Raw genomic sequence first — 24,445 nt, forward strand, 5'->3', positions numbered from 1 at the left:
CCCCCGGCGAATGTGACAAGCCCGGGGACCCGCTCCGCTACGGCCGTGTGAGCTGCCGTTGCATGTAGGCCAGCTTGTCCGGGTTCATCACGGTCCGCACATGGGTGATCAGCCCGTCCCGCAGCTCGAAGGACGCCACCCCGGCGAGCACGTCGCCCGCCCACGCGACCAGCGCGCTCGCGCCGTTGACCTCCGCCACCGCGAAGTCCAGGCCGCCCGTGAACCGCTCGGCCCCGCCCACCAGGAAGCGCACGACCTTCTCGCGTCCCTCGACCGGCCGCCTGACCGCGGACACCTGGCCACCGCCGTCGCCCCAGTAGGTGACGTCCGCCGCGAGCATCTTCTCCAGACCGGCCAGGTCGCCCTCGCGGGCCGCCGTGAGGAAGGACATGAGCAGTGCCTCCTGCCGCTCCGGCGCCGGCTCGAAGCGGCCCTCCGGTACGGCGACCCGGGCCACCGCCCGCCGGTACAGCTGACGGCAGTTGGCCTCGCTCAGGTCCAGGACGTCCGCGATCTCCCGGTGGGCGTAACCGAAGGCCTCCCGCAGCACGTACACGGCCCGCTCGGTCGGCGTCAGCCGCTCCAGCAGGACCAGCAGGGCCATGGAGACCTGCTCGCGCCGCTCCGCCGACTCCAGCGGCCCGAGCGCGCCGTCGGAGGTGACCACCGGCTCGGGCAGCCAGGTCCCGGGGTATTCCTCGCGCCGCGCCCGCGCCGAGGTGAGCCGGGTCAGGCAGAGGTTGGTGACGGCTTTGGCGAGCCATGCCCCGGGATGTTCGACCGCCGCCCGGTCGGTGCCGCTGAACCGCAGATACGCGTCCTGCACCGCGTCCTCAGCCTCGTGGGCGGAGCCCAGCAGGCGGTAGGCCAGGCCGAACAGCCGGGGCCGGTGGGACTCGAACTCGTCGGAGGGCGGCGATGGCGTCATGCGCCTCACCCTGCCAGACACCCGGCGGCGACCGATCGCGGCGTCGGCGTCCCGGCGTCCCGGCGGCTCCGCGTCCTGACGGCCCGGCGGCGGGCAAGGGCCGTCGTCACCGCCACCGGACCCGCCCGAACGATAAAAGGACTAGACCAGAGGGGTCAATGGGTCCGGACCAAGGGCAACCCGCCCTGGACGGCCGGAGGTTGCGCCGTCCGACCGCACCGCGCAAGGCGGGCGACACGTGCTGTGAGGGAGCCCACACGCTCCGCCTGTCGGGAGGGCCGCCCGGCGTGGCACACTGGCTCTGTACCAGAAGCAGCGCACTCCGGGGTCGGTGAAAGTCCGAACCGGCGGTTACAGTCCGCGACCCGGTCGCTTCCAGCGGCCGGTTGACCAGGTGAAATTCCTGGACCGACGGTTAAAGTCCGGATGGGAGGCAGTGCGCGGCGGGCGGGCACATTCAGCTGTGCGCGTCGCCGTATCTGGGCTTGTCCGTGCGCGGACGAGCCTCTTTCGGCGTCGTCCCGGCGTGCTCACCCGTACATTCTGTCGTCATCGACAGGCCCCGGAGTCCGTGCCCGAAGAGGCAGGAGGACCCGGGAAGTGTTCACCGGAATCGTCGAAGAGCTGGGTGAGGTCACCGCCGTCGAGAACCTCGGCGACGCCTCCCGCTTCCGGCTCCGCGGCCCCGTCGTGACCGAGGGCGCGCAGCACGGCGACTCCATCGCCGTGAACGGGGTCTGTCTCACCGTCGTGGAGCACGAAGGCGACGAGTTCACCGCCGATGTGATGGCGGAGACCCTGAACCGTTCCAGCCTCGGCGCACTCACCGTGGGCTCCCGCGTCAACCTCGAGCGTCCCATGGCCGTGGGCGCGCGTCTCGGCGGGCACATCGTGCAGGGCCATGTCGACGGCACCGGAGAGGTGCTGGAGCGCACGCCCTCCGAGAACTGGGAGATCGTGAAGATCTCCCTCCCGGCGGACCTCTCCCGCTACGTCGTGGAGAAGGGCTCCATCACCGTCGACGGCATCAGCCTCACGGTCGTGGACGCCGGCCCCGACCACTTCACCGTCAGCCTCATCCCGACCACCCTCGCCCTGACCACGCTCGGCGTGAAGCAGCCCGGCGACCCGGTCAACCTCGAGGTCGACGTCGTCGCCAAGTACGTCGAGCGGCTCCTCGGCGACCGTGCCCAGGGAGCCGCCAAGTGAACTGGCTGAACTCCGAGGCCTTCACCCTCCTCGGCCAGCGCATCATCTGGTCGGACATGACCGGCAACATCCTCGGCCTGATCACCCTCGCCCTCGGCTGGCGCCGCTCGCTGATGACCTGGCCCGTGCAGTTCCTCTCCGGTCTCGTCCTGTTCACCGCCTTCTACGGCCACCTGGCCGGCAGCGCCGGCAAGCAGGTCGTCGTCATGGCGGTCGCCCTGTACGGCTGGTGGCAGTGGCGACGCAACCAGGGCCGGGCCGAGGACGGCCACATCGCCCCCCGGTTCGCCAGTTGGCGTGAGCGCGCGGCCATGCTCGGCGCGGCCGCCGTCGGCACGGTCGCTGTGGCCCTGCTCTTCACGGCCTACCCGTCGCTGTCCTGGGACCCCTGGCCCGACGCCTACATCTTCGTCGGCACCGTCGTCGCCATGTACGCCCAGGCCAAGGGCATGGTCGAGTTCTGGATCGCGTGGCTGCTGGTCGACCTCGTCGGCGTACCGCTCAACTTCGCCAACGGCTACGCCTTCTCCGGTTTCGTCTACGTCATCTACGGCGCACTCGTCCTGTGGGGCATGCGCGACTGGTGGCTGCGCTCCCGCAGGAGCCCGCAGCCCGTCCTGGAAGGAGCCCCGGCATGACCTCGGCACCGCTGCTGTACGACACGGACGCCTTCGAGAGCTTCGGCCTCGACCCCGTCGAGCAGGCCATCGCCGACATAGCGGCCGGCCGCCCGGTCGTGGTCGTGGACGACGAGGACCGGGAGAACGAGGGTGACCTCGTCGTCGCCGCCGAGAAGGCCACCCCCGAGATCGTCGCCTTCATGATGAGCGAGTGCCGGGGACTGATCTGCGCCCCCATGGAGGGCGAGGAACTGGACCGGCTGCGGCTGCCGCAGATGGTCGAGGACAACACCGAGTCGATGAAGACCGCGTTCACCATCTCCGTGGACGCCTCGGCCGCTCACGGTGTGAGCACCGGCATCTCGGCCGCGGACCGCGCGACCACGCTGCAGCTCCTCGCGAGCGGCACGGCGGAGCCGACGGACTTCGTCCGCCCCGGCCACATCTTCCCGCTGCGCGCCAAGTCCGGCGGCGTCCTCGTCCGCAACGGCCACACCGAGGCCGCCGTCGACCTCGCCCGGCTCGCGGGCCTGCGCCCGGCCGGCGCCATCGTGGAGATCGCCGGCGAGGACGGCCGGATGCTCCGCCTGCCCGAGCTGATCCCGTTCGCCCGCAAGCACGGCCTGACGATCATCTCCATCGAGGACCTGATCGCCTACCGCCGCAGCAGCGAGCCCACCGTCCGCCGCGAGGCCGAGACCCGCCTGCCCACCAGGCACGGCACCTTCACCGCCTACGGCTACCGCTCCACCGACGGCGTCGAACACGTCGCCCTCGTCCACGGCGAGCTCGGCGACGGCGAGGACGTCCTGGTCCGCGTCCACTCCGAATGCCTCACCGGTGACGTCTTCGGCTCCCTGCGCTGCGACTGCGGCCCCCAGCTGGACACCGCCCTGCAGCGCATCCAGCAGGAGGGCCGGGGGGTCGTGGTCTACCTGCGCGGCCACGAGGGGCGCGGCATCGGCCTGCTGTCCAAGCTCCGGGCGTACGAGCTGCAGGAACGCGGCCGCGACACCCTGGACGCCAACCTCGAACTCGGCCTTCCCGCCGACGCCCGCGACTACGGCGCCGGTGCCCGGATCCTCGCCGACCTCGGCGTGCGCAGCGTCCGGCTGATGACCAACAACCCGGACAAGACGGACGCGCTGGAGCGCCACGGCCTGAAGGTCACCGACCGCGAGCCGATGCCCGTCCAGGCGGGCGAGCACAACCTGCACTACCTGCGCACCAAGCGCGACCGTATGGGACACGACCTGCCCTGGCTGGACACGCCCGCCGTGCCGGCCTCCGTGGCCGCGGCCACCTGTGGCAACCAGTAAGCAAGAAAGCACTTAGGAGACACGTGAGCGGCAAGGGTGCACCGGAACTGTCCGTACGCAACGCGAGCGACCTCAGGGTCGCCGTCATCGCGGCGCAGTGGCACGAGAAGGTGATGGACGGTCTGGTGAACGGCGCCCTGCGCGCCCTGCACGAACTGGGGATCGACGAGCCGACCCTGATCCGGGTCCCCGGCAGCTTCGAACTCCCGGTCGCCGCCAAGGTGCTGGCCGGGCGCGGCTACGACGCCGTGGTCGCCCTCGGCGTCGTGATCCGCGGCGGCACCCCCCACTTCGACTACGTGTGCCAGGGCGTCACCCAGGGCCTCACGCAGGTCAGCATCGAGACCGGCGTGCCCGTCGGCTTCGGCGTGCTCACCTGCGACACCGAGGAGCAGGCCCTGGACCGGGCCGGCCTGGAGGGCTCGGGCGAGGACAAGGGCCACGAGGCGGTGACCGCCGCGGTCGCGACCGCGGCGACGCTCCGCTCAGTATCCGAACCCTGGCACTGAGGCACCGGCCGGAGCGCGTAGGGTAAGGACACCATGTCCAAGAAGACGTTCGAGGAGCTCTTCACCGAGCTCCAGCAGAAGGCCGCCCACGGCGACCCCGCCACCTCCCGCACCGCAGAACTGGTCGGCAAGGGTGTCCATGCCATCGGCAAGAAGGTCGTCGAAGAGGCCGCCGAGGTCTGGATGGCCGCCGAGTACGAGGGCAAGGAGGCGGCCGCCGAGGAGATTTCCCAGCTGCTGTACCACGTCCAGGTGATGATGGTCGCCCGCGGGATCTCCCTGGACGACGTCTACGCCCACCTGTAGTCCGCCCGCCACAAGCCGAAAAGCCGTAGAAACCCCTTCACGCAAAGGAATCCGACCTCATGCTGCGCATCGCCGTCCCCAACAAGGGTTCACTGTCCGGCCCTGCGGCGGAGATGCTGCATGAGGCCGGCTACCAGCAGCGCCGCGAGTCCAAGGAGCTGCGGATCGTCGACCCGGGGAACGAGGTGGAGTTCTTCTACCTCCGCCCGCGCGACATCGCGATCTACGTCGCCTCCGGCCGCCTCGACCTGGGTATCACCGGCCGCGACCTGCTGATCGACTCCGGCGCCGACGCCGAGGAGATCCTGCCGCTCGGCTTCGCCCGCTCCACCTTCCGTTTCGCCGGCAGGCCGGGCACCGCGGGCGGCGTCGAGGACCTCAAGGGCAAGACGGTCGCCACCTCCTACGAGGGCATCGTGGCCAGGCACCTCGAGGACAGCGGCGTCGACGCCTCCGTCGTCCACCTCGACGGCGCCGTGGAGACCGCGATCGAGCTCGGCGTCGCCGAGGTCATCGCCGACGTCGTGGAGACCGGCACCAGCCTGCGCAACGCCGGGCTGGAGGTCTTCGGCGAGCCGATCATGAAGTCCGAGGCGATCGTCATCCGCCGCACCGACGCCGACGGCGAGGAGGACGCCGAGCCGAAGGTCCAGCAGTTCCTGCGCCGCCTCCAGGGCGTCCTGGTCGCCCGGACGTACGTGATGATGGACTACGACTGCCGCGTCGAGCAGCTGGAGAAGGCCGTCGCGCTCACCCCCGGCCTGGAGTCCCCGACCGTCTCCCCGCTGCACAACGAGGGCTGGGTCGCGGTCCGTGCCATGGTCCCCGCCAAGGAGGCGCAGCGGATCATGGACGACCTCTATGCCATCGGCGCCCGCGCCATCCTCACCACGGCCATCCACGCCTGCCGCCTGTAAGGGGTGCGCACCGAGATGTCCGAGGCCCCTTCCGTTCCCGCCCTTCCCGTCACCTTCCGGCCCGGCCATACCCGGGTGATCCTGCTCACCGCCGGTGTCGCGATCTTCCTGACCATCTCCGGGGTCGCGATGCTGCTGGAGCAGCTCGGCCCGGGGGAGCGGGCGAGCTTCGTCGTCACCGGGGCGCTGATCTTCTGGGCGCTGGCCCAGCTGGCCCGGGTGAAGGTCGTCGCCGACGAGTCCGGTGTCACCGTGGTCAACATCGTCGGCGAGCGGCACCTGGAGTGGGCGGAGATCGTCCAGGTCAACCTCCGTCCGGGGGATCCCTGGGTGTTCCTCAACCTCAGCGACGGCACCAGCCTGCCCGCGCTCGGCATCCAGCCGGGCCTCGCCAAGCAGCGCGCCATCGCCGACGCGCAGGCCCTGCGGGCCCTCGCCGAGGCCCGTTCCGCGGCCCACCCGGTCGAGGACCAGGGCTGATCGGGGCGGATCGGGCCGGATCAGGGGCGGCTCGGGGACAGACCGGGGCTGACTCGGGGTCGCCGACTCTGCCCCACTGGCCCGTGTCTTGATTAATCTGGTGACGGAGGCCGTTTCGCTGCGCCTCCGCCCCTGGGGCACCACCCGGTGCACAGGGGTTCCTGCTACCCGAGGAGTGACTCCCTCCAGCGATGGACGGATCGTCCTGTAGTACCTGCGCCGCCCCGACCCGACATACCGGGGAGGCGGTGGCAGCGTGACCATCTCCCTGCTGCTCCTGGGAGCGGCTTTCCTGCTGATCCTCGCCAACGGATTCTTCGTGGCGGCCGAGTTCGGCCTGGTGACCGTCGAGGCCACGGACGCCGAGAAGGCGGCCGCCGAGGGCGACCGCCGGGCCGGCAGAGTGGCCGAGTCGCTCAAGGAGCTGTCCTTCCAGCTCTCCGGCACCCAGCTCGGCATCACCATCACCTCCCTGGTCGTCGGCATGCTCGCCGAACCGGCCCTGGCCGGGCTGCTGCACGGCCCGTTCGCCGCCACCGGCATCCCGGACGGCGCGGTCTCCGGTGTCGCCGTGATCGTCGGCATGCTGCTGGCCTCCGCGATCCAGATGGTGATCGGCGAGCTCGTGCCCAAGAACTGGGCGGTGTCCAAGCCGCTGCCGGTCGCCCGGTTCGTGGCCGGCCCCCAGCACCGCTTCTCCTCCCTGTTCCGCCCGGTGATCGCCGCGCTCAACACCGTCGCCAACCGGCTGGTGCGGGCCCTCGGCGTCGAACCCGCCGAGGAACTGGCCTCCGCCCGCACCCCGGGTGAACTCGTCTCGCTCGCCCGGCACTCCGCGCTGGCCGGCGCCCTGGAACAGGACACGGCCGACCTGTTCGTCCGCACCCTGTCCCTGGGCGAGCTGACCGCGCAGCACGTCATGACCCCGCGCGTGAAGGTCAGCGCCCTCCAGGACTCGGCCACCGCCGAGGACGTCGTCAACCTCACCCGGGCCACCGGCCTGTCCCGCTTCCCCGTCTACCGGGAGAAGATCGACGAGATCGTGGGCATGGCCCATCTGAAGGACGCCCTCGCCGTCCCCGTGCACGACCGCCTGCGCACCCCGGTGACCCGCATCGCCCGCAAGGCGCTGCTGGTCCCGGAGACCCTGCCGGTCCAGCCCCTGCTCGCCCGGCTCCGCTCCGAGCAGCCCATCGCCGTCGTCGTGGACGAGTACGGCGGCACGGCGGGCGTGGTCACCCTGGAGGACATCGTCGAGGAGCTCGTCGGCGAGGTCCGCGACGAGCACGACGCCACGGACATGCCCGAGCTGGCCCCCGCCCCGCCGGAGGACGGCCGGCCCGCCTGGGACGCCGACGGCAGCTGCCGCGTCGACATCCTCCAGCGCATAGGCCTGGACGTGCCCGAAGGGCCGTACGAGACGGTCGCCGGACTCGTCGCCGACCTGCTCGGCCGTATCCCGGCCCCCGGTGACAAGGCGGAACTCCCCGGCTGGCGGCTCTCGGTCCGCCAGGTCGGCCACTACCGCGCCGAACGGGTCCGCCTGGTCAGGACGGCCCCGGCGGCGAACGTGATGGAGGCCGCCCGATGAGCGTCCTCCAACTGGTCTTCGCCGCGCTGCTCGTGCTCGCCAACGGCTTCTTCGTCGGCGCCGAGTTCGCCCTCGTGTCCGTGCGCCGCAGCCAGATCGAACCGCTGGGTACGGCGCGGGCCCGCCAGGTCCTCTACGGCCTTCAGCGCCTGCCCCAGATGATGGCCGCGGCCCAGTTCGGCATCACGGTCTGCTCGCTGACGCTGGGCGCGGTCGCCGAGCCGACGGTGGCACATCTGCTGGAGCCGGTGTTCGCGGCGGTCCACCTCCCCGACGGCATGGTCCACCCGCTGGGCTATGTCATCGCGCTGGCGGCCGTGGTCTTCTTCCACCTGGTCATCGGCGAGATGGTGCCGAAGAACCTCGCGATGGCGGCCCCCGAGAAGGCGGCGCTGTGGCTGAGCCCCGGCCTGGTCTGGTTCGCCCGCCTGTGCAGGCCGATCACCGTGGCCCTCGGCGCCTGCGCCCAGGCCATCCTGCGGCTCTTCCGTGTCGAGCCCAAGGACGAGGTCGAGGCCGTCGTCACCAGCGAGCAGCTCAACCGCCTGCTGGAGGACTCCGGCCAGGCCGGCCTGCTCGACCCCGAGGAGCGGGAACGCCTGGAGGACGCCCTGGAACTGGGCTCCCGCCCGGTGACGGACGTCCTGCTGCGCCGGGAGTCCCTGGTCACGGTGGCCCCGTCGGTCACCCCGGGCCAGATCGTCGAGCTGACGGCCCGCACCGGGTACTCACGCTTCCCGGTCGCCGCGTCGGACAAGGGCCCCTTCATGGGGTACGTCCACGTCAAGGACGTCCTCGACCTGGAGCAATCCCACCGTGCCGTCCCGCAACAGGTCTGGCGCCCCATGGCCACCCTGCGGGCCGAGCTGCCGCTCGACGACGCCCTCACGGTCATGCGGCGCGCGGCCACGCACCTGGCCCAGGTCGCGGACGCCTCCGGCAAGGTGCTGGGTCTGGTGGCCCTGGAGGACGTCCTGGAGCTGCTGGTGGGCGAGGTACGGGATCCGGCACATCGCGAGATGCCGGAGCCGCGGAACAGCGGGGAGTCGGAGCAGCTGCTCGCCTCCTAGCCCGGGTGGTGCGGGGAGCGGCGCGGCCGGCGGTGCGTTGTGGCCGGTCGCGCCCGCGCGGGGGGCCGCATGGCGAACACGGCCCCGCGCCCCCTTCGGGGCGCTGCTACATGCCCGACGGATCGTGCGGCCCCCGCCCCGACAGCACCTCCCCGTACGCCTGCATCAGATCCGGCAACCGCAGCGTCGCCAGGTCCTCCCGCGACAGCGCGCCCGCATACGTCGACAGCCGGAGATCCCGGTACGCGCAGCTCTTCTCGTAGAGCGTGCGCAGAAACCGGCCGTTGCCCAGTTCGTCGATCCACCCCTGCTCGACCACGTGCCCGGCGATCGAGCGCAGTTCCTCCTGGGCCTCCTCGTCCCATGCGTCCCCGTTCTCCGCGGCCAGCACCTTGCCGATCTCGGTGAGTTCGTGCGGCCGGTAGGAGGGGAAGTCGACGCGGGTCGTGAACCGGGAGGACAGTCCGGGGTTCGCGGCCAGCAGCCGGTCCATGCCCTCCGGATAGCCGGCGAGGATCACCACCAGGTGGTCCCGGTTGTCCTCGGCCCGCTTCAGCAGCACCTGCAGGGCCTCGTCGCCGTACGCGTCCCCCTTGCCGTACCCGGAGTTGGACAGCGAGTACGCCTCGTCCACGAACAGCACCCCGCCGATCGCGGAGTCGATCAGCTCGTTGGCCTTCACGGCCGTCTGCCCGAGGTACTCGCCGACGAGGTCCGCCCGCTGCGCCTCGACCAGATGGTCACCGCCGAGCAGCCCGAGCGCGTAGAACACCCGCCCCAGAATCCGGGCCACCGTGGTCTTGCCGGTGCCCGACGGCCCGGAGAAGACGAAGTGCCGTTTCGGCGGCTGCACCGGCAGCCCCTGCCCGGCCCGCAGCCGGGCCATGTTCAACTGCGCGGACAGCGCCTTGACCTGGCGTTTCACCGGCTCCAGCCCCACCATGCGCTCCAGCTCGGCGAGCGCCTCCTCGAGCAGGGCGGGATCGGTCGGACCGGCCGGAATGGGGGACGAGGAGACACCGGTCCTGATCCGCACCGCCGGATCGGTCACCGACGGCAGGGGCCCCGTCGGCAGATCCGGCTCCGGCAGCCGCAGATCACGCCCCTCGGTGCCGAAGAGCGGATCGAAGCCGTCGGGCCCGTCCACGCTGTCCTGCCCGGCACCGGTCAGCGTGATCGCCGCCAGGTCGGCGGTCTCGTCGTACCCGTCGCCCTCGGCGATCGCCGCCAGCCGTGCCGAGGTGTCCATGAAGGCCGGGTCGACGCGGTGCACGGCCCGGTACAGGGGGAGCGCCGCCGCCGAGCGTCCCGTGCCCTCGTGCGCCCGCGCCAGCCAGTAGCGCAGCTCCTTGCGCTGCGGCTGCTCGCTGCGGCAGCGCATCAGTGCCGCCGACAGCAGGGGCTCGGCCTGGCCGTACATCTCCAGCCGGACCCTGGCCATGCCGCCGAACAGGCCCGCCTCGATGCCGAGCATGGGATCGTCCAGCAGTGGGTCGGTGTGCCGTACCAGCTGCTCCCAGTCCTTGACCAGATAGGCGCGGCAGGCGTGCAGGAAGCGGACCTGCGGGTCGGTGTCGACCGGGGGCAGCCCGGCGAGCGCCCGGTCCAGCTCGGGCACGTGCCGGCCGTCCAGCCAGTGCGAGGCGTGCGCGAGCAGCAGATCGCGCGGGCTCTCCAGCACCGGCTGCACCCACCAGCCCAGCCAGTACCAGGAGTTGAGCGTGCGGCGGTGCCGGGCGCGCTGTTCGCCGAAGCGCTCGCGGTGCCGGAACATCCTGAGCAGCGAGGTCGTCGTGTCGACCCGGAGGGCGTGCAGCCCGAGCCAGCCGTCGGCCATGCCCGGGTCCATCCGCACCGCGGTGCGGAACTCCTCCTCCGCCTGCGGGTAGGCGCCCATCGTGTAGGCGTCCACACCCCGCAGCCAGGCCAGGTCGGCCGGGGCCTCTGGGCCCTGCGTGCCGAAGTCCATCCCGTCCCCCCACAGACCGTGCCCCCGTGGTTCACCACCGGGCAGTCGCCCGACGTCGCCGCGGTCGAACCGCCGTTCCGCGGACCGGAGTTACAGGTGCGCGAGGCAGCCTCGAAGGTCGCACCGAGGGCATCGTACCCGCGCGACGACCGCGTGCCGAAGGGTGCCGCACGGGCCGTTTGGCGAGGTGGGAGCAGACGGGGCGCGCACGGATCGGTGACCGAGGGTGAGCGGATCGGTGCGCGGGGCGCCCGGAAAAAGGTGGGCAGACAGAACGAAGCCCCCGGTCACGGGGGAACAACCGGGGGCTTCGCGTATGGGGGCGGTCCCGAATGACCGCTCATTGAGAACGTAAGACCTGTACGGCCCCCCGGTCAAGCGGAGTTGAGGCACCGGGAGAAGTTCCCCCGCAAGGGTCTTCACGACTTCACCACAACGCGGAAGATTCGTCACTCTGGGTCACGCTTTGGTCCGGTCCACGAGTTGACCCGGGGCCCGGCAGCACCTCGTACCCCTTTGGCGCCTGCAGCACCAGAAGATCGGCATGGGGGCGCGAAGGGTCCGCGGTGAAGTGCGCTTGCTCCGCCTCGACCCAGCCCTTCCAGAACTCCCGCTGCTCGGTCCCGTCCCGCAGCCGGCCACGCGTCCAGGACTCCTCCCGGGCCAGTTCCATCCACAGCAGCAGGGCCAGATACGGCCGCAGGGCCCGGCGGCCGGCGCCGACGCCCTCGAGGAGGACCACGGGTGCGGCCGGCAGCGGGCGCGGTGCGCCGAAGCCGCGGGCGTGCCAGTCGTAGGGCGCGTAGAAGGCGCTCTCGCCCCGGGCGAACGGCCGGATCACCTGGTCCGTGAGCCGGTCGGTCCACTCGAAGAGCTGCTCGTGGCTGGCGACGTCGTCGAGGTGCAGCACCGGAGCCCCGCCGAGCGCGGTGGCCAAGTGCCCGGCGAAGGTGGACTTTCCCGAGCCGGCGTGCCCGTCGACGCCGATCAGCCGGACCGGCCCGAGGGAGGGGGGAAGCCCGCGCAGCCGGGCGGCGAGGTCACGAATGGTGGTTCCCGGGGTGGGTGGGTGTGGGCGGTTTCCGGAACAGTGTAGTTGTCGTCGCGTTTTGAATCACCGGCTGGCGGCCAGTCAATGGCCTGGATAAACATTCGCGAAATCCCCTGACCGATATGTCGAATTAGGCGTTCCGGGTGTGCCCGCCGCTGAGTAGGGTGCCCTCCAGCGCAACCGCTGTGCGCCGTACGGGTACTGGCAGGGGGACATGGCCGCGGAGTTATTCGAGGGGCACTATGTGTGGCATCCGGCGGCCGACGACCGTGTCCTGGCGAGCGTATGCGTCGATGTGCGCGCCGGACGTTATCGATACGCGTACGAGGCCCTCGCCGAGACGCGTACCGACTTCGCCCTGCGCGCCCATCGCTCGCTGGTCCTCGCCTCGGAGGCGGCCGGCACCGATCTGGTCGAGCGCTGGCTCGCCGAGGAGCCGACACCCGAGTCCGCGCTGATGTGGGCCCGGGTCGCGGTGCAGCGCGCGCTGCGGGCCGCCGACGCCCGCGACGAGCGCGCCGAGGCACTGGAGCGGATCGCGCTGACCGCCTGTGACCGGGCCTCCGCCATGGCCCCCGAGGACCCCACGCCCTGGGTCGCCAAGCTCGCCATGGCCCGGCTGCACCGGCTGCGCGACCCGGCCCCGCACGGCCTGCTCACCGCTCCGCCCGGGCCCTGGCGGCTGTTCTCGCACGTCCTGTCGCTGGATCCCTGGCACCGCGAGGGCCACCACCGCTTCCTGTCGTGCTTCTTCACGCGGTACGGCGGATCGGTCAACGCCGCCTGGGACGTGGCCGCCTTCCTCAGCCAGCGGGCGCCCGCCGACTCCGCCCTCCGGCTGCTGCCGCTGGTGGCCCTGGTGGAGAGCTACAACCCCACCCGGCTGCTCGCCGACCGCGTCTGGGAACAGCCGCAGTGGCGCTCCACCGCGCTGGCGATCTACCAGAACTGGCTGCCCGCGGTGAGCCGTTACCGCTTCACTCCGGTGCTCGACCTCGCCTACCTCGCGCACGCCCTGGTCATGGCCGAGCGTGAGTTCGAGGCCCGGGCGGTGTTCACGGCCATGGGCCCGTACGCCTCGCGCATGCCCTGGAGTGCCTTCGGCGACCCCGCCGAGCAGCTCTCCCGGGCCCGGCGCGTCTGCGGACTGCCCGTCCCCCGGCCCGACTGATCTGCACCTGCTCCGCACCTGCACCCGGATTCACCCGGAGATTCCCTCAGAGAAAGGCCGAACCGTGTCGGAACGGACATCGACGCGCGGGGCGAAGGCCCGCGCGGGCGAGGACCCGGTCGCGTTCGACGATGACGCGACCCTGCATGCGATGGGTTATCCGCGGAAACTCACCCGGCGCTTCCAGGCGTTCGACAATTTCGCGATCTCGTTCACCATCATCAATATCCTCTCGGGTATTTTCTCGTCCTTCGGATTCGGTATGAACGCGGGCGGCCCCCGTATTCTCGTCTTCGGCTGGATCGGGGTCTGCGTCATGGTACTGCTCATCGGCGCGGCCATGGCGGAAGTCGCCTCGGCGTATCCGACGAGCGGTGCCCTGTATTTCTCCGCCGGTAAACTTGCAAAGCGGCACAAGGGTGCCTGGTCCTGGTACACGGGCTGGCTGAACTTCGTGGGCCAGATCGGTGGCACCGCCGCCACCGGCTATGCGGCGGCCACCTTCATCCAGGCCTTCATCCAGCTGCAGTGGCCGTCCTACCGGCCGACCATGCACCAGACGGTGCTGATCACGGCCCTGATCATCGTCGTGCAGGGCCTCGCCAACACCTATACCGTGCAGCTCGTCGCCGTACTGAACCGCATTTCCGTGTGGTGGCTGCTGATCGGACTCGTCGTGATCGTCGGCGCACTCATAGTGATCCCCGGTCATCATCAGCCGGCGTCCTTCGTGACGCATTTCGAGAACAACACCGGCTTCTCGAGCGGCCTTTACGGCGGCCTGCTCGGTCTGCTGGTCACAAGCTGGACGTTCACCGGGTTCGACGGCAGCTTCCACATGTCCGAGGAAACGGTCCACGCGACGGTCAACGCGCCCAAGGGGATCACCCGCGCCATCGGCTATTCGGCGATCACCGGTCTGATCCTGATGCTGGCATTGGTCTACAGCATTGGCGACTACGCCAAGGAGGCCGGTTCGGCGGCGCCGCCCGTCCAGATTCTGATCGACGGCCTCGGCCTCGGCGCCGCCAAGGTCATGCTCCTCATCGTCATCGGCGCGATGCTCTTCTGCGGCCTCGCCAACCTCACCAGCAACACGCGGCAGATCTTCGCCTTCTCCCGTGACGGCGCCATGCCCGGCTCCCGCTGGTGGCACTCGGTCTCGTCGCGCACCCGGACGCCCGTGAAGGCGGTGTGGCTCGCGGTGGTCTGCTCGGTGGCCCTGGTGGTGCCCGGCTGGTGGTCGCACACCGCCTTCACCGCGATCGTCAGCGTCAACGTGGTCGGTCTCTTCCTCGCCTACGCCGTGCCGATCTTCCTGCGGCTGCGGCTCGGTGGCGAGTTCCAGCCCGGGCCCTGGCACCTGGGCCGCTGGGGGCGGCCGGTCGGCTGGCTCGCGGTGATCTGGATCGTGCTCAGCAGCGTCCTGTTCATGCTGCCGCAGGCCTCGCCGATCACGGTCGACTCCTTCAACTACGCGCCGATCGCGCTCGGTGCCGTCCTGGTCGTGGCGACGGTGTGGTGGTGGGCCACCGCCCGCCGCCGCTTCCAGGGGCCGATCAGCTATGGCCGGCCCGACGAGGTCGCGGCGATGGATCTCGTCTGACGCCGGGCACCACGGGTGGCGCGGGGTGTGGTGCGCCCACGCGGCGGAGCCGCACAGGGGTACCGCCCCGCGCCCCTTCGGGCCCTCCAGTGGCCCAGACCAATATTGATGGCGTGGCATGCGCAGAAGTGCTGGCAGCGCCATGCCGCCTGCTCCATAGTTGGCGCACGAACCGCACCGGATCACCGGACACCTGGGGGTAATCGCGCCCATGAGCAGAGCCCAGCAGCCGTCCCGCAGAACCGTCCTCACCGCAGCCGTCGCCGTGGCGGCGGCCGGCGGAACGGCCCCCGTTGCCGCCGCCGCGCAGCGACCCGCCGCCGAGGCCGACGACACCGGCGAGGCGCAGGCCCGCACGGTCGACTACCACGCCTGGACCACGTACCGGGAGTGGCGCCTCGGCGCCGCCCAGGGCGTCCGGGCCGTCGCCGGCGCCCGCCCCGGCGTCGTGATCGGCGCCCCCGCCGGCCGCACCGACTACACCGATCCGCACACCGGTACGACCGCCACCTGGGAGTACGCCACCTGGACCTCCCCGGTCCACCGGCTCACCGTCCCCGCCACCGAGGTCGTCTCCTCCTGGAACGCCCACACCCCCGAGGGCACCTGGCTCCAGGTGGAGCTCCAGGGCACGTACTCCGACGGCACCGAGACCCCGTGGTACGTGATGGGCCGCTGGGCAGCCGGTGACCAGGACATCAAGCGGACCTCGGTGGACGGCCAGGCCGACGGCAAGAGCACCATCTCCACCGACACCTTCGCCATCGACGACGCGAGCACCGGCCTGCGCCTGACGTCGTACCGGCTGCGTCTCACCCTCTACCGCAGGCCGGGGACGCACCTGACGCCGACCGTGTGGCGGCTGGGCGCCATGGGGTCCGACATCCCCGACCGCTTCACCGTCCCCGCCTCCACTCCCGGCCTCGCCCGGGAACTGGTCGTACCGCGCTACTCCCAGGAGATCCACAAGGGCCAGTACCCGCAGTACGACAACGGCGGCGAGGCCTGGTGCAGCCCCACCTCCTCACAGATGATCATCGAGTACTGGGGCGGCCGGCTGACCCCCGGGCAGCTCTCCTGGGTCGACCCCTCCTACGCCGACCCCCAGGTGGACCACGCCGCCCGCTTCACCTACGACTACCAGTACCAGGGCTGCGGCAACTGGCCGTTCAACGCCGCCTACGCGGCCACCTTCGAGGGCATCCAGGGTGTGGTCACCCGCCTCGCCTCGCTCACCGACCTGGAAACGCTGATCGCGGCAGGCATCCCGGCCATGACGTCCCAGTCCTTCCTGAAGACCGAGCTGACCGGCGCCGGCTACGGCACCTCCGGCCATCTGATGACGGTGATCGGCTTCACCGCGGACGGCGACGTGATCGCCAACGACCCGGCCTCGCCGAGCGACGACGCGGTACGACGGGTCTATCTGCGCCGGGAGTTCGAGAACATCTGGCTCAGGACCAAGCGGTACAACGCCTCCGGCAAGGTCGTCTCCGGTAGCGGGGGAGTCTGCTACCTCTACTTTCCGGCCCACCCTGCACCGGGCCAGCGCCGTGCTCTGCGGAGCGTCGGGATCCACTGACCGTCTGCCGCGACCGGGGGCGGGCGGCGCACGCGGCCCGCAGCCAGTCCAGCAGGGACACGCTGCGGGCCTCGGGGCACAGGAGCATTCAGCGCATGAAGCCCGCCCTGTTCCGCACTGGAGCGGTCCTCAGCGGCGCCGGCACGGGCATCGTCCTCCGATCCGGTCTCGCCCTCACCCTGACCGGCACTCCACCGATCCCCGCTGACCGCGGCGCTGGTCTACGCCTCGCCGCTGCGCGCCGACCCTGTGAGCAAGCTCATCGCCGCACCCGCCGCCGCGGGTGGCAAGGTGGACGGGCGGGCCGGGGGGACCGCGCCCGTACCACCGACCTGAGCGAGAACCAGCATGACCGCACACCCCGCCACCGCCCCCCGCGCCCGCACCGGCGGCCCCCAGGAGGACGGCCCGAAGATCCTCGAGCACGTCATGGGCTGGGTCCTCGTGGCGGTCCTCGCGATGCTCGTGACCCAGCTCGGCCTGCTCTGACGCGACCCGCTCACGTGTGCGGCATGTTCTGACATACTGCGGAGGTCCCGCCGACCGCCTGGAACAGGGTCGAAATTGAATATGCCGCATCAGCGTGCCGCCGTCCGTCCCCGGATGCGCGGTACCGAGCGCTCGATGGCCCGTCGCGCCGAACTCATCGCCATCGGGCGGAAGTTGTTCGCCGACACGTCCTACGACGCGCTGTCCATGGACGACATCGCCCGCCAGGCACATGTCGCCAAGGGGCTGATCTACTACTACTTCCAGTCCAAGCGCGGCTATTACCTGGCGATCGTCAAGGACTCCGTCGCCGACCTGGTCACCTTCGCCGGCAGCGCCCCGGAGATGCCCGCGGTGGAGCGCGTCCACCGCACCGTCGACGGCTATCTGCGCTACGCCGAGCACCACCAGGCCGCCTACCGCACCATCGTCAGCGGCGGCGTCGGCTTCGACGCCGAGGTGCACGCCATCCGGGACGGCGTCCGCGAGGCGATCATCGCCACCATCGCGGAAGGGGCCTACGGCCGCGGCGACCTCCCCCCGCTCGCCCGGATGGGCCTGCTTTCCTGGGTGTGCGGTGTCGAGGGCGCGACCCTGGACTGGATCGACCGCCCCGAGCTGTCCCGCGACACCATGCGCGAGCTGCTGGTGAAGACGCTCGGCGGAGCCTTGCGCGCCGTCGAGGAACTGGACCCGGCCTACCCGGCGCCGCAGCCGGCCCGCCGCGACATCTGACAGCAGGAGCGGTGGCCGTGCCGACCGCAGGACCGGACCACTGCCTCGACGGTTCGAGCCGGCTTCCAGGGCCACGACAGGTTCCGACTGGATTCTTGGAGTAAGCGGTCGTTAACTGGTGACGGGAGGTCGCTGATCGGGCATACTCACAGCGCACAGCCGCTGGTCAGCCGCTTCCGAGACCCGGGAGAGGGCCCCTTCGGCGATCATGGAACGACCAGGCGGAGCCGCCCCCACCCACAGGGCCAGACCGCCGGTGCCCGACCAGGGAGGAGACCGACGCCATGTCCGACCGCGACCCGCAGCCGGTGGAGCGTCAGCTGCCGACGGAGGAGGCGCGGGATCTGCTCGCGCTCGTCCGGGACATCGCCCAGCGCGAGATCGCGCCGAAGGCCGCCGAGGAGGAGGACGCGGGACGCTTCCCGCGCGAGGTCTTCACCCTGCTGTCCGAAGCGGGCCTGCTCGGCCTGCCGTACGACTCCGAGTACGGCGGCGGCGACCAGCCCTACGAGGTCTACCTCCAGGTCCTGGAGGAGCTGGCCGCGGCCCGGCTCACCGTGGGCCTCGGCGTCAGCGTGCACACGCTCGCCTCCTACGCGCTCGCCACCTACGGCAGCAAGCAGCAGCAGGTCGAGCATCTGCCCGCCATGCTCGGCGGTGGCCTGCTCGGCGCGTACTGCCTCTCCGAGGCGTCCTCCGGTTCCGACGCGGCCTCCCTGCGTACGAAGGCCGTCCGCGACGGCGACCAGTGGGTGATCAACGGCACCAAGGCCTGGATCACGCACGGCGGCATCGCCGACTTCTACACCGTGATGGCCCGCACCGGCGAGGAGGGTCCGCGCGGGATCACCGCCTTCCTGGTCCCCGGGGACGCGCCCGGCCTGAGCGGGGCCGTACCCGAGAAGAAGATGGGCATGAAGGGCTCGCCCACCGCGCAGGTCCACCTCGACGGGGTCCGCGTCGGCGACGACCGGCGGATCGGCGAGGAGGGCCAGGGCTTCTTCATCGCCCTGTCCGCCCTCGACTCCGGACGGCTCGGCATCGCCGCCTGCGCGATCGGCCTCGCCCAGGCCGCACTGGACGAGGCGATCGCCTACGCCACGCAGCGCCGGCAGTTCGGCCACCCCATCGCCGACTTCCAGGGCCTGCGCTTCATGCTCGCCGACATGGCCACCCAGATCGAGGCCGGCCGTGCGCTGTACCTCGCGGCGGCCCGGCTGCGCGACGCCGGCAAGCCGTTCGCCAAGCAGGCCGCCATGGCCAAGCTGCACTGCACCGACACGGCCATGAAGGTCACCACGGATGCCGTGCAGATACTCGGCGGCTACGGCTACACCGCCGACTTCCCGGCCGAGCGCTACATGCGCGAGGCCAAGGTCCTGCAGATCGTCGAGGGCACCAACCAGATCCAGCGGATGGTCATCGCCCGTCACGTGGCGGGACCCGAAGGCCGCTGAACTGCCCCGTGAGGACCGTCGGGGCCGCCAGCCTGATCCACTCCGGATCGTGGCGGCCCGGCAGGGTCCGGCCCCGGTCGGCCCAGGTCCGCATGAGGTCGCGGTAGATGGGCGGATCCGGCGGCGCGGGCGGCGGCGGAACCGATTCTGCGGGGCGAGGGACGAAGATGCGGCGCTGACGCCCGGTGACCGAGTGCATGAGGGCCATACCCGGGCAACGCGGCAGCGGCCGGACAGGTCACCGCCCGGCGGAATCGAGCGTCAGTTCAGGCCCATCCCGTCCCCCCTCTGGTCTCCTCCGGCCAACTGACGTACCGTCAGCCGACCATCGCTCAGGGGGTGACCGTGGCCGACGACCGTCCCGTACCGCTCGACGAGTACCCGGTGCACCAGGTGCCGCTGTCCATGAGGCACGTGGCGACCGGTGACCGGAACGCCTACGACCGCTGCATCTTCCACGTCTTCGACCACGCCGGCCGCGCCCTGCTCATCCTCGGCCTCGGCGTCTACCCCAACCTCGGCGTGATCGACGCCTACGCCACCCTGCGCACCGGGGACACCCTGCACGCCGTACGCGCCTCCGACGCCCTGGGGGAGGACCGGATGCGGCTCGCCGTCGGACCGCTGCGCATCGAGGTCCCGCGGCCGCTGGGGGAGCTGCGCCTGATCTGCGAGGACGAGCAGCTGTCGTACGACCTCACCTGGACGGCCGCCTTCCCCGCCCTCTGGGAGCCGCACCACCTCCAGCGCCGGGGCGACCGGCTCACCCTGGAGGGCCGCCGCTTCGTCCAGGCGGGTACCGCGCAGGGCGTGCTCCGGGCCGGGGGAGAGGAGTTCCGGGTCACCGCGGACGACTGGACCGGCACCCGGGACCGCAGCTGGGGCGTGCGGCCCGTCCCGGGCGAGGACGGCGGGCGGCTCGCCGCGGACCACCCCACCGAGGGCTTCCACTGGATCTGGTGCCCGGTCCGCTTCGAGGACCGCTTCCTGATGGTCATCACCCAGGAGGACGCCGACGGCCACCGCTCCCTGAACGACGCCACCCTGGTCCGCCCCGGCCGGCGCGACCGCCAACTGGGCTGGCCGCAGACCGACATCGCATACCGCTCCGGCACCCGCCACCCGGAACGGGCGGTCATCCATCTGGGGGACGCGCGGGAGTCGCGGAAGCTTGACGTCGAGATCCTGGCCTCCTCGCCGCTCGCGCTCGGCGCGGGCTATCCGCCGGCGGACGACTGGCAGCACGGCACGTGGCGGGGCCCCGGCTGGACGGATCGCCGTACCTACGACATGACCCTGCCCCACCCGCTGGCCGGTTACGGCGTCACCGACCACTCCGCCCGCTTCCGGCTGGACGGACGGACCGGCTACGGCATCTTCGAGCACGGCTCGTTCGGCCGGCACGACCCGAGCGGCTTCACCGGCTTCGACTCGGTCGCACCCTGAGGCGTCGGTTGCGCCTTGAGACATCGGTCGTACCTGAGGGAGGAGCCCGCATGGCCACGGCACCGCGTCCCCGTACCACCACCCGCGACCCCGAGGAGCTCGCCCGGCGGCTGACCGCCTGGCTCGGCACCCGGCTGCCCGGCGCCAAGGCCACCGGGGTCACCGTCCCGGCCACCAACGGCATGTCCAGCGAGACCCTCCTGTTCGACCTCGAGCACCCCGAAGCGCCTTTCGGGGCCTGCGCGTTGCGGCTCGCCGCGGACCCGGCGGCGTACACCGTCTTCCCCGAGTACGACATGGCCCGCCAGTACCGCACCCTGCGCCTGGTGGCCGAGCGCACGGACGTGCCCGTGCCGCGGGTGCTGTGGCTGGAGGAGGACCCGGGCCCGCTCGGGGCGCCGTTCTTCGTCATGGAGCGGGTCGCCGGCCGCGTGCCGCCGGACGTCATGCCGTACACCTACGAGGGCAGTTGGCTGCACGGGGCGAGCGACGCCGAACGCGAGCACCTGGAGGCCTCCACCGTCGCCCTGTTGGCCCGCCTGCACGACCAAGTGCCCCTCGCCGAGGCGCAGTTCCTCGCCGGGCCCGGGCCGGGAGACGCGCTGCGCCGTCATGTGACGGCCCAACGGGCCTACTACGACTGGGTGATCGACGGCCTGCCCCGCTCACCCCTCATCGAGGCCGCCTTCGACCGGCTGGAGGAGCTGTGGCCGTGTGAAGGGGGCGAACCCGTCCTCAGCTGGGGCGACGCGCGCATCGGGAACATCGTCTACGACGGTTTCGACCCCGTGGCCGTCCTGGACTGGGAGATGGCGGCACTCGCCCCGCGCGAGGTCGACCTCGGCTGGATCGTCTATCTGCACCGCTTCTTCCACGACCTCACGGTCGCCTCCGGCCGGCGCGGACTGCCGGACCTCCTGCGCCGCGACCGCGTCGAGGCCTGCTACGCGCGCCTGACCGGCCACACCCCGCGCGACATGGACTTCCACACCCTCTACGCCGCCCTGCGGCACGCGATCGTCATGCTGCGCGTCGCCTACCGGCAGGCGTACTTCGGGGAGGTCGCCGTCCCGGCGGACCCGGACACACTGATCCTGCACCACGACAGCCTGCGCGCCATGGTGCAGGGCGTGTACTGGACGCGGTGAGGCGGCTCAGGCGGCCTGGCGGCGCATCGCCGGTACGCGCATCGGGCGCGAGCCCGGGCCGCCGACGTGCGAGAAGGGCTGCGTGCGCCAGTCCAGACCCTGGGGGAGCGTCAGCAGCAGGGCGGTGCCCTGCTCCTGCGGCGCGAAGGACTCGTCCGCGGGACGGGCGTCGGCAGCCGAACGGCCCGTGCCCGCACAGACCGTGAGGCCGAACGGGTTCCACGGCGAGGCGCACAGCGCGTGCTCGGGCAGCACCCGCTCGTCCGCCAGCAGCGCGATCGGCTGCGCGCAGTCCGGGCAGATCACCCGGTACATCTCGAAGGTGTCGTAGGCGTCCGGTTCGTCGTCGAGGGCGTCGGGTTCGACGCCCTCCGGCTCGGGCTCGACGACCGGCTGCTGCCGCTTGGACGCGGATCGACCAGGGCGATGGACACTCTGCATGGGATTCTCCCCCTAAGGCTGGGCCGTTACGGCGCTGCGGCCTCGACCACAGCAAGCACTTCCCGCCCGCCCTCGGCGGTAATCACGAGAACATCACGGAGCCCCTTCGAGACGTGTGGCGTTCGTCACATGCCGCGTGCAGGTGCCCTCTGCGGGCCCTGTGCGGCGCCTTTTGTATCGAACCGGCCATGACCTGCGCTCTCGGCTATCCCAGGAGATCACGCGCACTGTAGGTTTTGGCGCCATGGAGGAGCTGGACCGACAGATCGTGCAGCTGCTCGTCAAGGACGGGCGGATGAGCTACACAGACCTGGGCAAGGCCACGGGGCTGTCCACGTCGGCCGTGCACCAGCGCGTGCGCCGGCTGGAACAGCGTGGCGTCATCCGCGGCTACGCCGCGGTGGTCGACCCCGAGGCCGTCGGGCTGCCGCTCACCGCGTTCATCTCGGTGAAACCGTTCGACCCCAGCGCCCCCGACGACATCGCGGACCGCCTCGCCGGCGTGCCCGAGATCGAGGCCTGCCACAGCGTCGCCGGCGACGAGAACTACATCCTCAAGGTGCGGGTGGGCACCCCGCACGAACTGGAAGAGCTGCTGGCGAGGCTGCGCGGTCTGGCAGGGGTGTCGACGCGCACGACGGTGGTGCTGTCCACGCCGTACGAGGCGCGACCGCCCCGGATCTGATCACCCCACGGGTGCCTTGCGGCCGCCCCGGGTACAGCCGACGCCGGCCGGGGCGGGAAACTGTCCGCCATGAACGACCGCACCGCCGACTCCGGGCCCCCCGAGACCGTCCTGCTGCGCCGAGGCGAGGTGCACAGCCCCGCCGATCCCTTCGCCACGGCGATGGTGGTGGAGCGCGGCCAAGTCGCCTGGGTCGGTTCGGAGGGCGCCGCCGACGCCTTCGCCGACGGCGTGGACGAGGTGATCGACCTCGACGGCGCCCTGGTGACCCCGGCCTTCACCGACGCCCATGTACACACCACCGCCACCGGTCTCGCCCTGACCGGCCTGGACCTGTCCGGCGCCCCCACCCTGGAGGCGGCCCTCGCCCTGGTCCGCGACTTCGCCGCCGGCCGCCCGGACGACCGCGTCCTGCTGGGCCACGGCTGGGACGCCGCCCGCTGGCCCGGCGGCCGCCCGCCGACCCGCGCCGAACTCGACGAGGCCACCGGCGGCCGCCCGCTGTACCTCTCCCGCATCGACGTGCACTCGGCGGTCGTCACCACCGCCCTGCTGGACCTGATCCCCGGCGACGTCCCCCGCGCGGACGCCCCGCTCACCGCCGACGCCCACCACACCGTCCGCGAGGCCGCCCTCGCCGCCATCACCCCGGCCCAGCGCGCCGGGGCCCAGCGCGCGGCCCTCGCCCACGCGGCCTCGCTCGGCATCGGCTCGGTGCACGAGTGCGGCGGCCCGCAGATCTCCTCCGAGGACGACTTCACCGGCCTGCTGAAGCTCGCCGCCGCGGTGCCCGGGCCGCGTGTGGTCGGCTACTGGGCCGAGCAGAACGTCCGGAAGGCACGGGAACTGGGTGCCGTGGGGGCGGCGGGCGACCTCTTCGCCGACGGCGCCCTCGGCTCGCACACCGCCTGCCTGCACGAGCCGTACGCCGACGCCGGCCACACCGGCACCGCCTACCTGGACGCCGAGGCCGTCGCCGCCCATGTCGTCGCCTGCACCGAGGCGGGCCTGCAGGCCGGCTTCCACGCCATCGGCGATGCCGCCGTGACCGCCGTCGTGGAGGGCGTGCGCGCCGCGGCGGAGAAGCTCGGCCTCGCCCGCATCCGCGCCGCGCGGCATCGCGTCGAGCACGCCGAGATGCTCACCCCCGAGACGGTCGCCGGCTTCGCGGAGCTGGGCCTGATCGCCTCCGTGCAACCCGCCTTCGACGCGCTGTGGGGCGGCGAGGACGGCATGTACGCCCGGCGACTGGGCGCCGAACGGGCCCGCACCCTCAACCCCTTCGCGGCCCTGCTGCGCGCCGGTGTGCCCCTCGCCTTCGGCTCCGACAGCCCGGTCACCCCGCTCGACCCGTGGGGCACCGTCCGCGCCGCCGCGTTCCATCACACGCCGGAGCACCGGGTCTCCGTCCGGGCCGCCTTCACGGCGCACACGCGCGGCGGCTGGCGGGCCGTGGGCCGGGACGACGCCGGCGTCCTGGTGCCGGGCGCGCCCGCCGACTACGCGGTCTGGCGCACCGACGAGCTGGTCGTCCAGGCCCCCGACGACCGGGTGGCCCGCTGGTCGACGGACCCGCGCTCCGGCACGCCCGGCCTGCCGGATCTCACCCCGGGCCGCGACCTGCCGGTCTGTCTGCGCACCGTGGTGGGCGGACGGACGGTGTTCGTACGGCCGGGCGAGTGATCTACGGGGGTGGCGCGGCGGCGATCGCTCGCC

The 24,445-nt window shown here is 71.8% G+C and carries 23 protein-coding genes and 1 riboswitch; of the genes, 19 read left to right on the top strand and 4 right to left on the bottom strand.

The window, feature by feature from the left end; translation table 11 throughout:
* Positions 1-37 precede the first annotated feature (37 nt).
* Positions 38-928, bottom strand: a complete 891-nt coding sequence (locus ACWDEN_RS39855) for an RNA polymerase sigma-70 factor (RefSeq protein WP_450862840.1) — start codon at positions 926-928, stop codon at positions 38-40.
* 313 nt (positions 929-1,241) lie between these two features.
* A riboswitch (FMN riboswitch) is annotated at positions 1,242-1,372 on the top strand.
* A 156-nt stretch (positions 1,373-1,528) separates the two neighbouring features.
* On the opposite strand from ACWDEN_RS39855, the gene ACWDEN_RS39860 reads away from it, so the two are divergent.
* The 9 genes from ACWDEN_RS39860 to ACWDEN_RS39900 all read left to right on the top strand — a co-directional run bounded on the left by ACWDEN_RS39860 (position 1,529) and on the right by ACWDEN_RS39900 (position 8,949).
* Positions 1,529-2,137 carry a riboflavin synthase gene (locus ACWDEN_RS39860; RefSeq protein WP_351609234.1) on the top strand — a complete coding sequence of 203 codons (609 nt, stop codon included), beginning with the start codon at positions 1,529-1,531 and terminating at the stop codon, positions 2,135-2,137.
* Positions 2,134-2,775, top strand: coding sequence for a nicotinamide riboside transporter PnuC (gene pnuC, locus ACWDEN_RS39865; protein WP_351609232.1), 642 nt, complete (start codon positions 2,134-2,136; stop codon positions 2,773-2,775). Before ACWDEN_RS39860 ends, pnuC begins: the two co-directional genes overlap by 4 nt.
* Positions 2,772-4,076, top strand: a complete 1,305-nt coding sequence (locus ACWDEN_RS39870) for a bifunctional 3,4-dihydroxy-2-butanone-4-phosphate synthase/GTP cyclohydrolase II (RefSeq protein WP_351609229.1) — start codon at positions 2,772-2,774, stop codon at positions 4,074-4,076. Before pnuC ends, ACWDEN_RS39870 begins: the two co-directional genes overlap by 4 nt.
* Before the next feature lie 23 nt (positions 4,077-4,099).
* Positions 4,100-4,585 (top strand): 6,7-dimethyl-8-ribityllumazine synthase, encoded by a 486-nt coding sequence (ribH, locus tag ACWDEN_RS39875; protein ID WP_351609226.1) that lies wholly within the window; start codon positions 4,100-4,102, stop codon positions 4,583-4,585.
* 33 nt (positions 4,586-4,618) lie between these two features.
* On the top strand, positions 4,619-4,891 hold the full coding sequence (locus ACWDEN_RS39880; protein ID WP_023552153.1) for a phosphoribosyl-ATP diphosphatase: 273 nt from the start codon (positions 4,619-4,621) through the stop codon (positions 4,889-4,891).
* A 59-nt stretch (positions 4,892-4,950) separates the two neighbouring features.
* Complete coding sequence (gene hisG, locus ACWDEN_RS39885; RefSeq protein ID WP_351609223.1) at positions 4,951-5,808, top strand: ATP phosphoribosyltransferase; 858 nt, start codon at positions 4,951-4,953, stop codon at positions 5,806-5,808.
* Between the two features lie 15 nt (positions 5,809-5,823).
* On the top strand, positions 5,824-6,288 hold the full coding sequence (locus ACWDEN_RS39890; RefSeq protein ID WP_450862844.1) for a PH domain-containing protein: 465 nt from the start codon (positions 5,824-5,826) through the stop codon (positions 6,286-6,288).
* Positions 6,289-6,544: 256 nt separating this feature from the next.
* Entirely contained in the window at positions 6,545-7,879 is a 1,335-nt protein-coding gene (locus tag ACWDEN_RS39895; protein ID WP_351609219.1) for a hemolysin family protein, read from the top strand.
* Entirely contained in the window at positions 7,876-8,949 is a 1,074-nt protein-coding gene (locus ACWDEN_RS39900) for a hemolysin family protein (RefSeq protein WP_450862846.1), read from the top strand. Before ACWDEN_RS39895 ends, ACWDEN_RS39900 begins: the two co-directional genes overlap by 4 nt.
* A gap of 106 nt (positions 8,950-9,055) precedes the next feature.
* Here the strand turns inward: ACWDEN_RS39900 and ACWDEN_RS39905 are convergent, their stop codons facing one another.
* Both ACWDEN_RS39905 and ACWDEN_RS39910 read right to left on the bottom strand, forming a co-directional pair.
* Complete coding sequence (locus ACWDEN_RS39905) at positions 9,056-10,918, bottom strand: AAA family ATPase (RefSeq protein ID WP_351609213.1); 1,863 nt, start codon at positions 10,916-10,918, stop codon at positions 9,056-9,058.
* A 427-nt stretch (positions 10,919-11,345) separates the two neighbouring features.
* Positions 11,346-11,966 carry a uridine kinase family protein gene (locus tag ACWDEN_RS39910; RefSeq protein WP_450862855.1) on the bottom strand — a complete coding sequence of 207 codons (621 nt, stop codon included), beginning with the start codon at positions 11,964-11,966 and terminating at the stop codon, positions 11,346-11,348.
* A 217-nt stretch (positions 11,967-12,183) separates the two neighbouring features.
* Here ACWDEN_RS39910 and ACWDEN_RS39915 point away from each other — a divergent pair, with 217 nt between their 5' ends.
* The 8 genes from ACWDEN_RS39915 to ACWDEN_RS39950 all read left to right on the top strand — a co-directional run bounded on the left by ACWDEN_RS39915 (position 12,184) and on the right by ACWDEN_RS39950 (position 21,603).
* Positions 12,184-13,140, top strand: a complete 957-nt coding sequence (locus ACWDEN_RS39915) for a hypothetical protein (protein ID WP_351609210.1) — start codon at positions 12,184-12,186, stop codon at positions 13,138-13,140.
* Between the two features lie 64 nt (positions 13,141-13,204).
* The gene (locus ACWDEN_RS39920) at positions 13,205-14,746 is read left to right on the top strand and encodes an amino acid permease (RefSeq protein ID WP_351609306.1); all 1,542 of its coding nucleotides are present in this window, start codon (positions 13,205-13,207) and stop codon (positions 14,744-14,746) included.
* Between the two features lie 211 nt (positions 14,747-14,957).
* Positions 14,958-16,328, top strand: a complete 1,371-nt coding sequence (locus tag ACWDEN_RS39925) for a peptidase C39 family protein (protein WP_450862849.1) — start codon at positions 14,958-14,960, stop codon at positions 16,326-16,328.
* 348 nt (positions 16,329-16,676) lie between these two features.
* A complete protein-coding gene (locus ACWDEN_RS39930) occupies positions 16,677-16,817 on the top strand; it encodes an SCO1431 family membrane protein (protein ID WP_351609204.1) in 141 nt (46 codons plus the stop codon).
* A gap of 81 nt (positions 16,818-16,898) precedes the next feature.
* On the top strand, positions 16,899-17,552 hold the full coding sequence (locus tag ACWDEN_RS39935; protein WP_450862851.1) for a TetR/AcrR family transcriptional regulator: 654 nt from the start codon (positions 16,899-16,901) through the stop codon (positions 17,550-17,552).
* Positions 17,553-17,836: 284 nt separating this feature from the next.
* Positions 17,837-19,009 carry an acyl-CoA dehydrogenase gene (locus ACWDEN_RS39940; RefSeq protein ID WP_351609199.1) on the top strand — a complete coding sequence of 391 codons (1,173 nt, stop codon included), beginning with the start codon at positions 17,837-17,839 and terminating at the stop codon, positions 19,007-19,009.
* Between the two features lie 345 nt (positions 19,010-19,354).
* Positions 19,355-20,455 carry a hypothetical protein gene (locus ACWDEN_RS39945; RefSeq protein ID WP_351609196.1) on the top strand — a complete coding sequence of 367 codons (1,101 nt, stop codon included), beginning with the start codon at positions 19,355-19,357 and terminating at the stop codon, positions 20,453-20,455.
* Between the two features lie 50 nt (positions 20,456-20,505).
* The gene (locus ACWDEN_RS39950) at positions 20,506-21,603 is read left to right on the top strand and encodes a phosphotransferase family protein (protein WP_351609194.1); all 1,098 of its coding nucleotides are present in this window, start codon (positions 20,506-20,508) and stop codon (positions 21,601-21,603) included.
* Positions 21,604-21,609: 6 nt separating this feature from the next.
* Here ACWDEN_RS39950 and ACWDEN_RS39955 read toward each other — a convergent pair whose 3' ends face one another.
* Entirely contained in the window at positions 21,610-22,044 is a 435-nt protein-coding gene (locus ACWDEN_RS39955; RefSeq protein ID WP_351609191.1) for a hypothetical protein, read from the bottom strand.
* Positions 22,045-22,288: 244 nt separating this feature from the next.
* On the opposite strand from ACWDEN_RS39955, the gene ACWDEN_RS39960 reads away from it, so the two are divergent.
* Both ACWDEN_RS39960 and ACWDEN_RS39965 read left to right on the top strand, forming a co-directional pair.
* The gene (locus ACWDEN_RS39960; protein ID WP_351609188.1) at positions 22,289-22,729 is read left to right on the top strand and encodes an Lrp/AsnC family transcriptional regulator; all 441 of its coding nucleotides are present in this window, start codon (positions 22,289-22,291) and stop codon (positions 22,727-22,729) included.
* A gap of 69 nt (positions 22,730-22,798) precedes the next feature.
* Positions 22,799-24,412, top strand: coding sequence for an amidohydrolase (locus tag ACWDEN_RS39965; RefSeq protein WP_351609185.1), 1,614 nt, complete (start codon positions 22,799-22,801; stop codon positions 24,410-24,412).
* Positions 24,413-24,445: the final 33 nt, after the last annotated feature.

Source organism: Streptomyces sp. NPDC001153 (assembly GCF_053598315.1).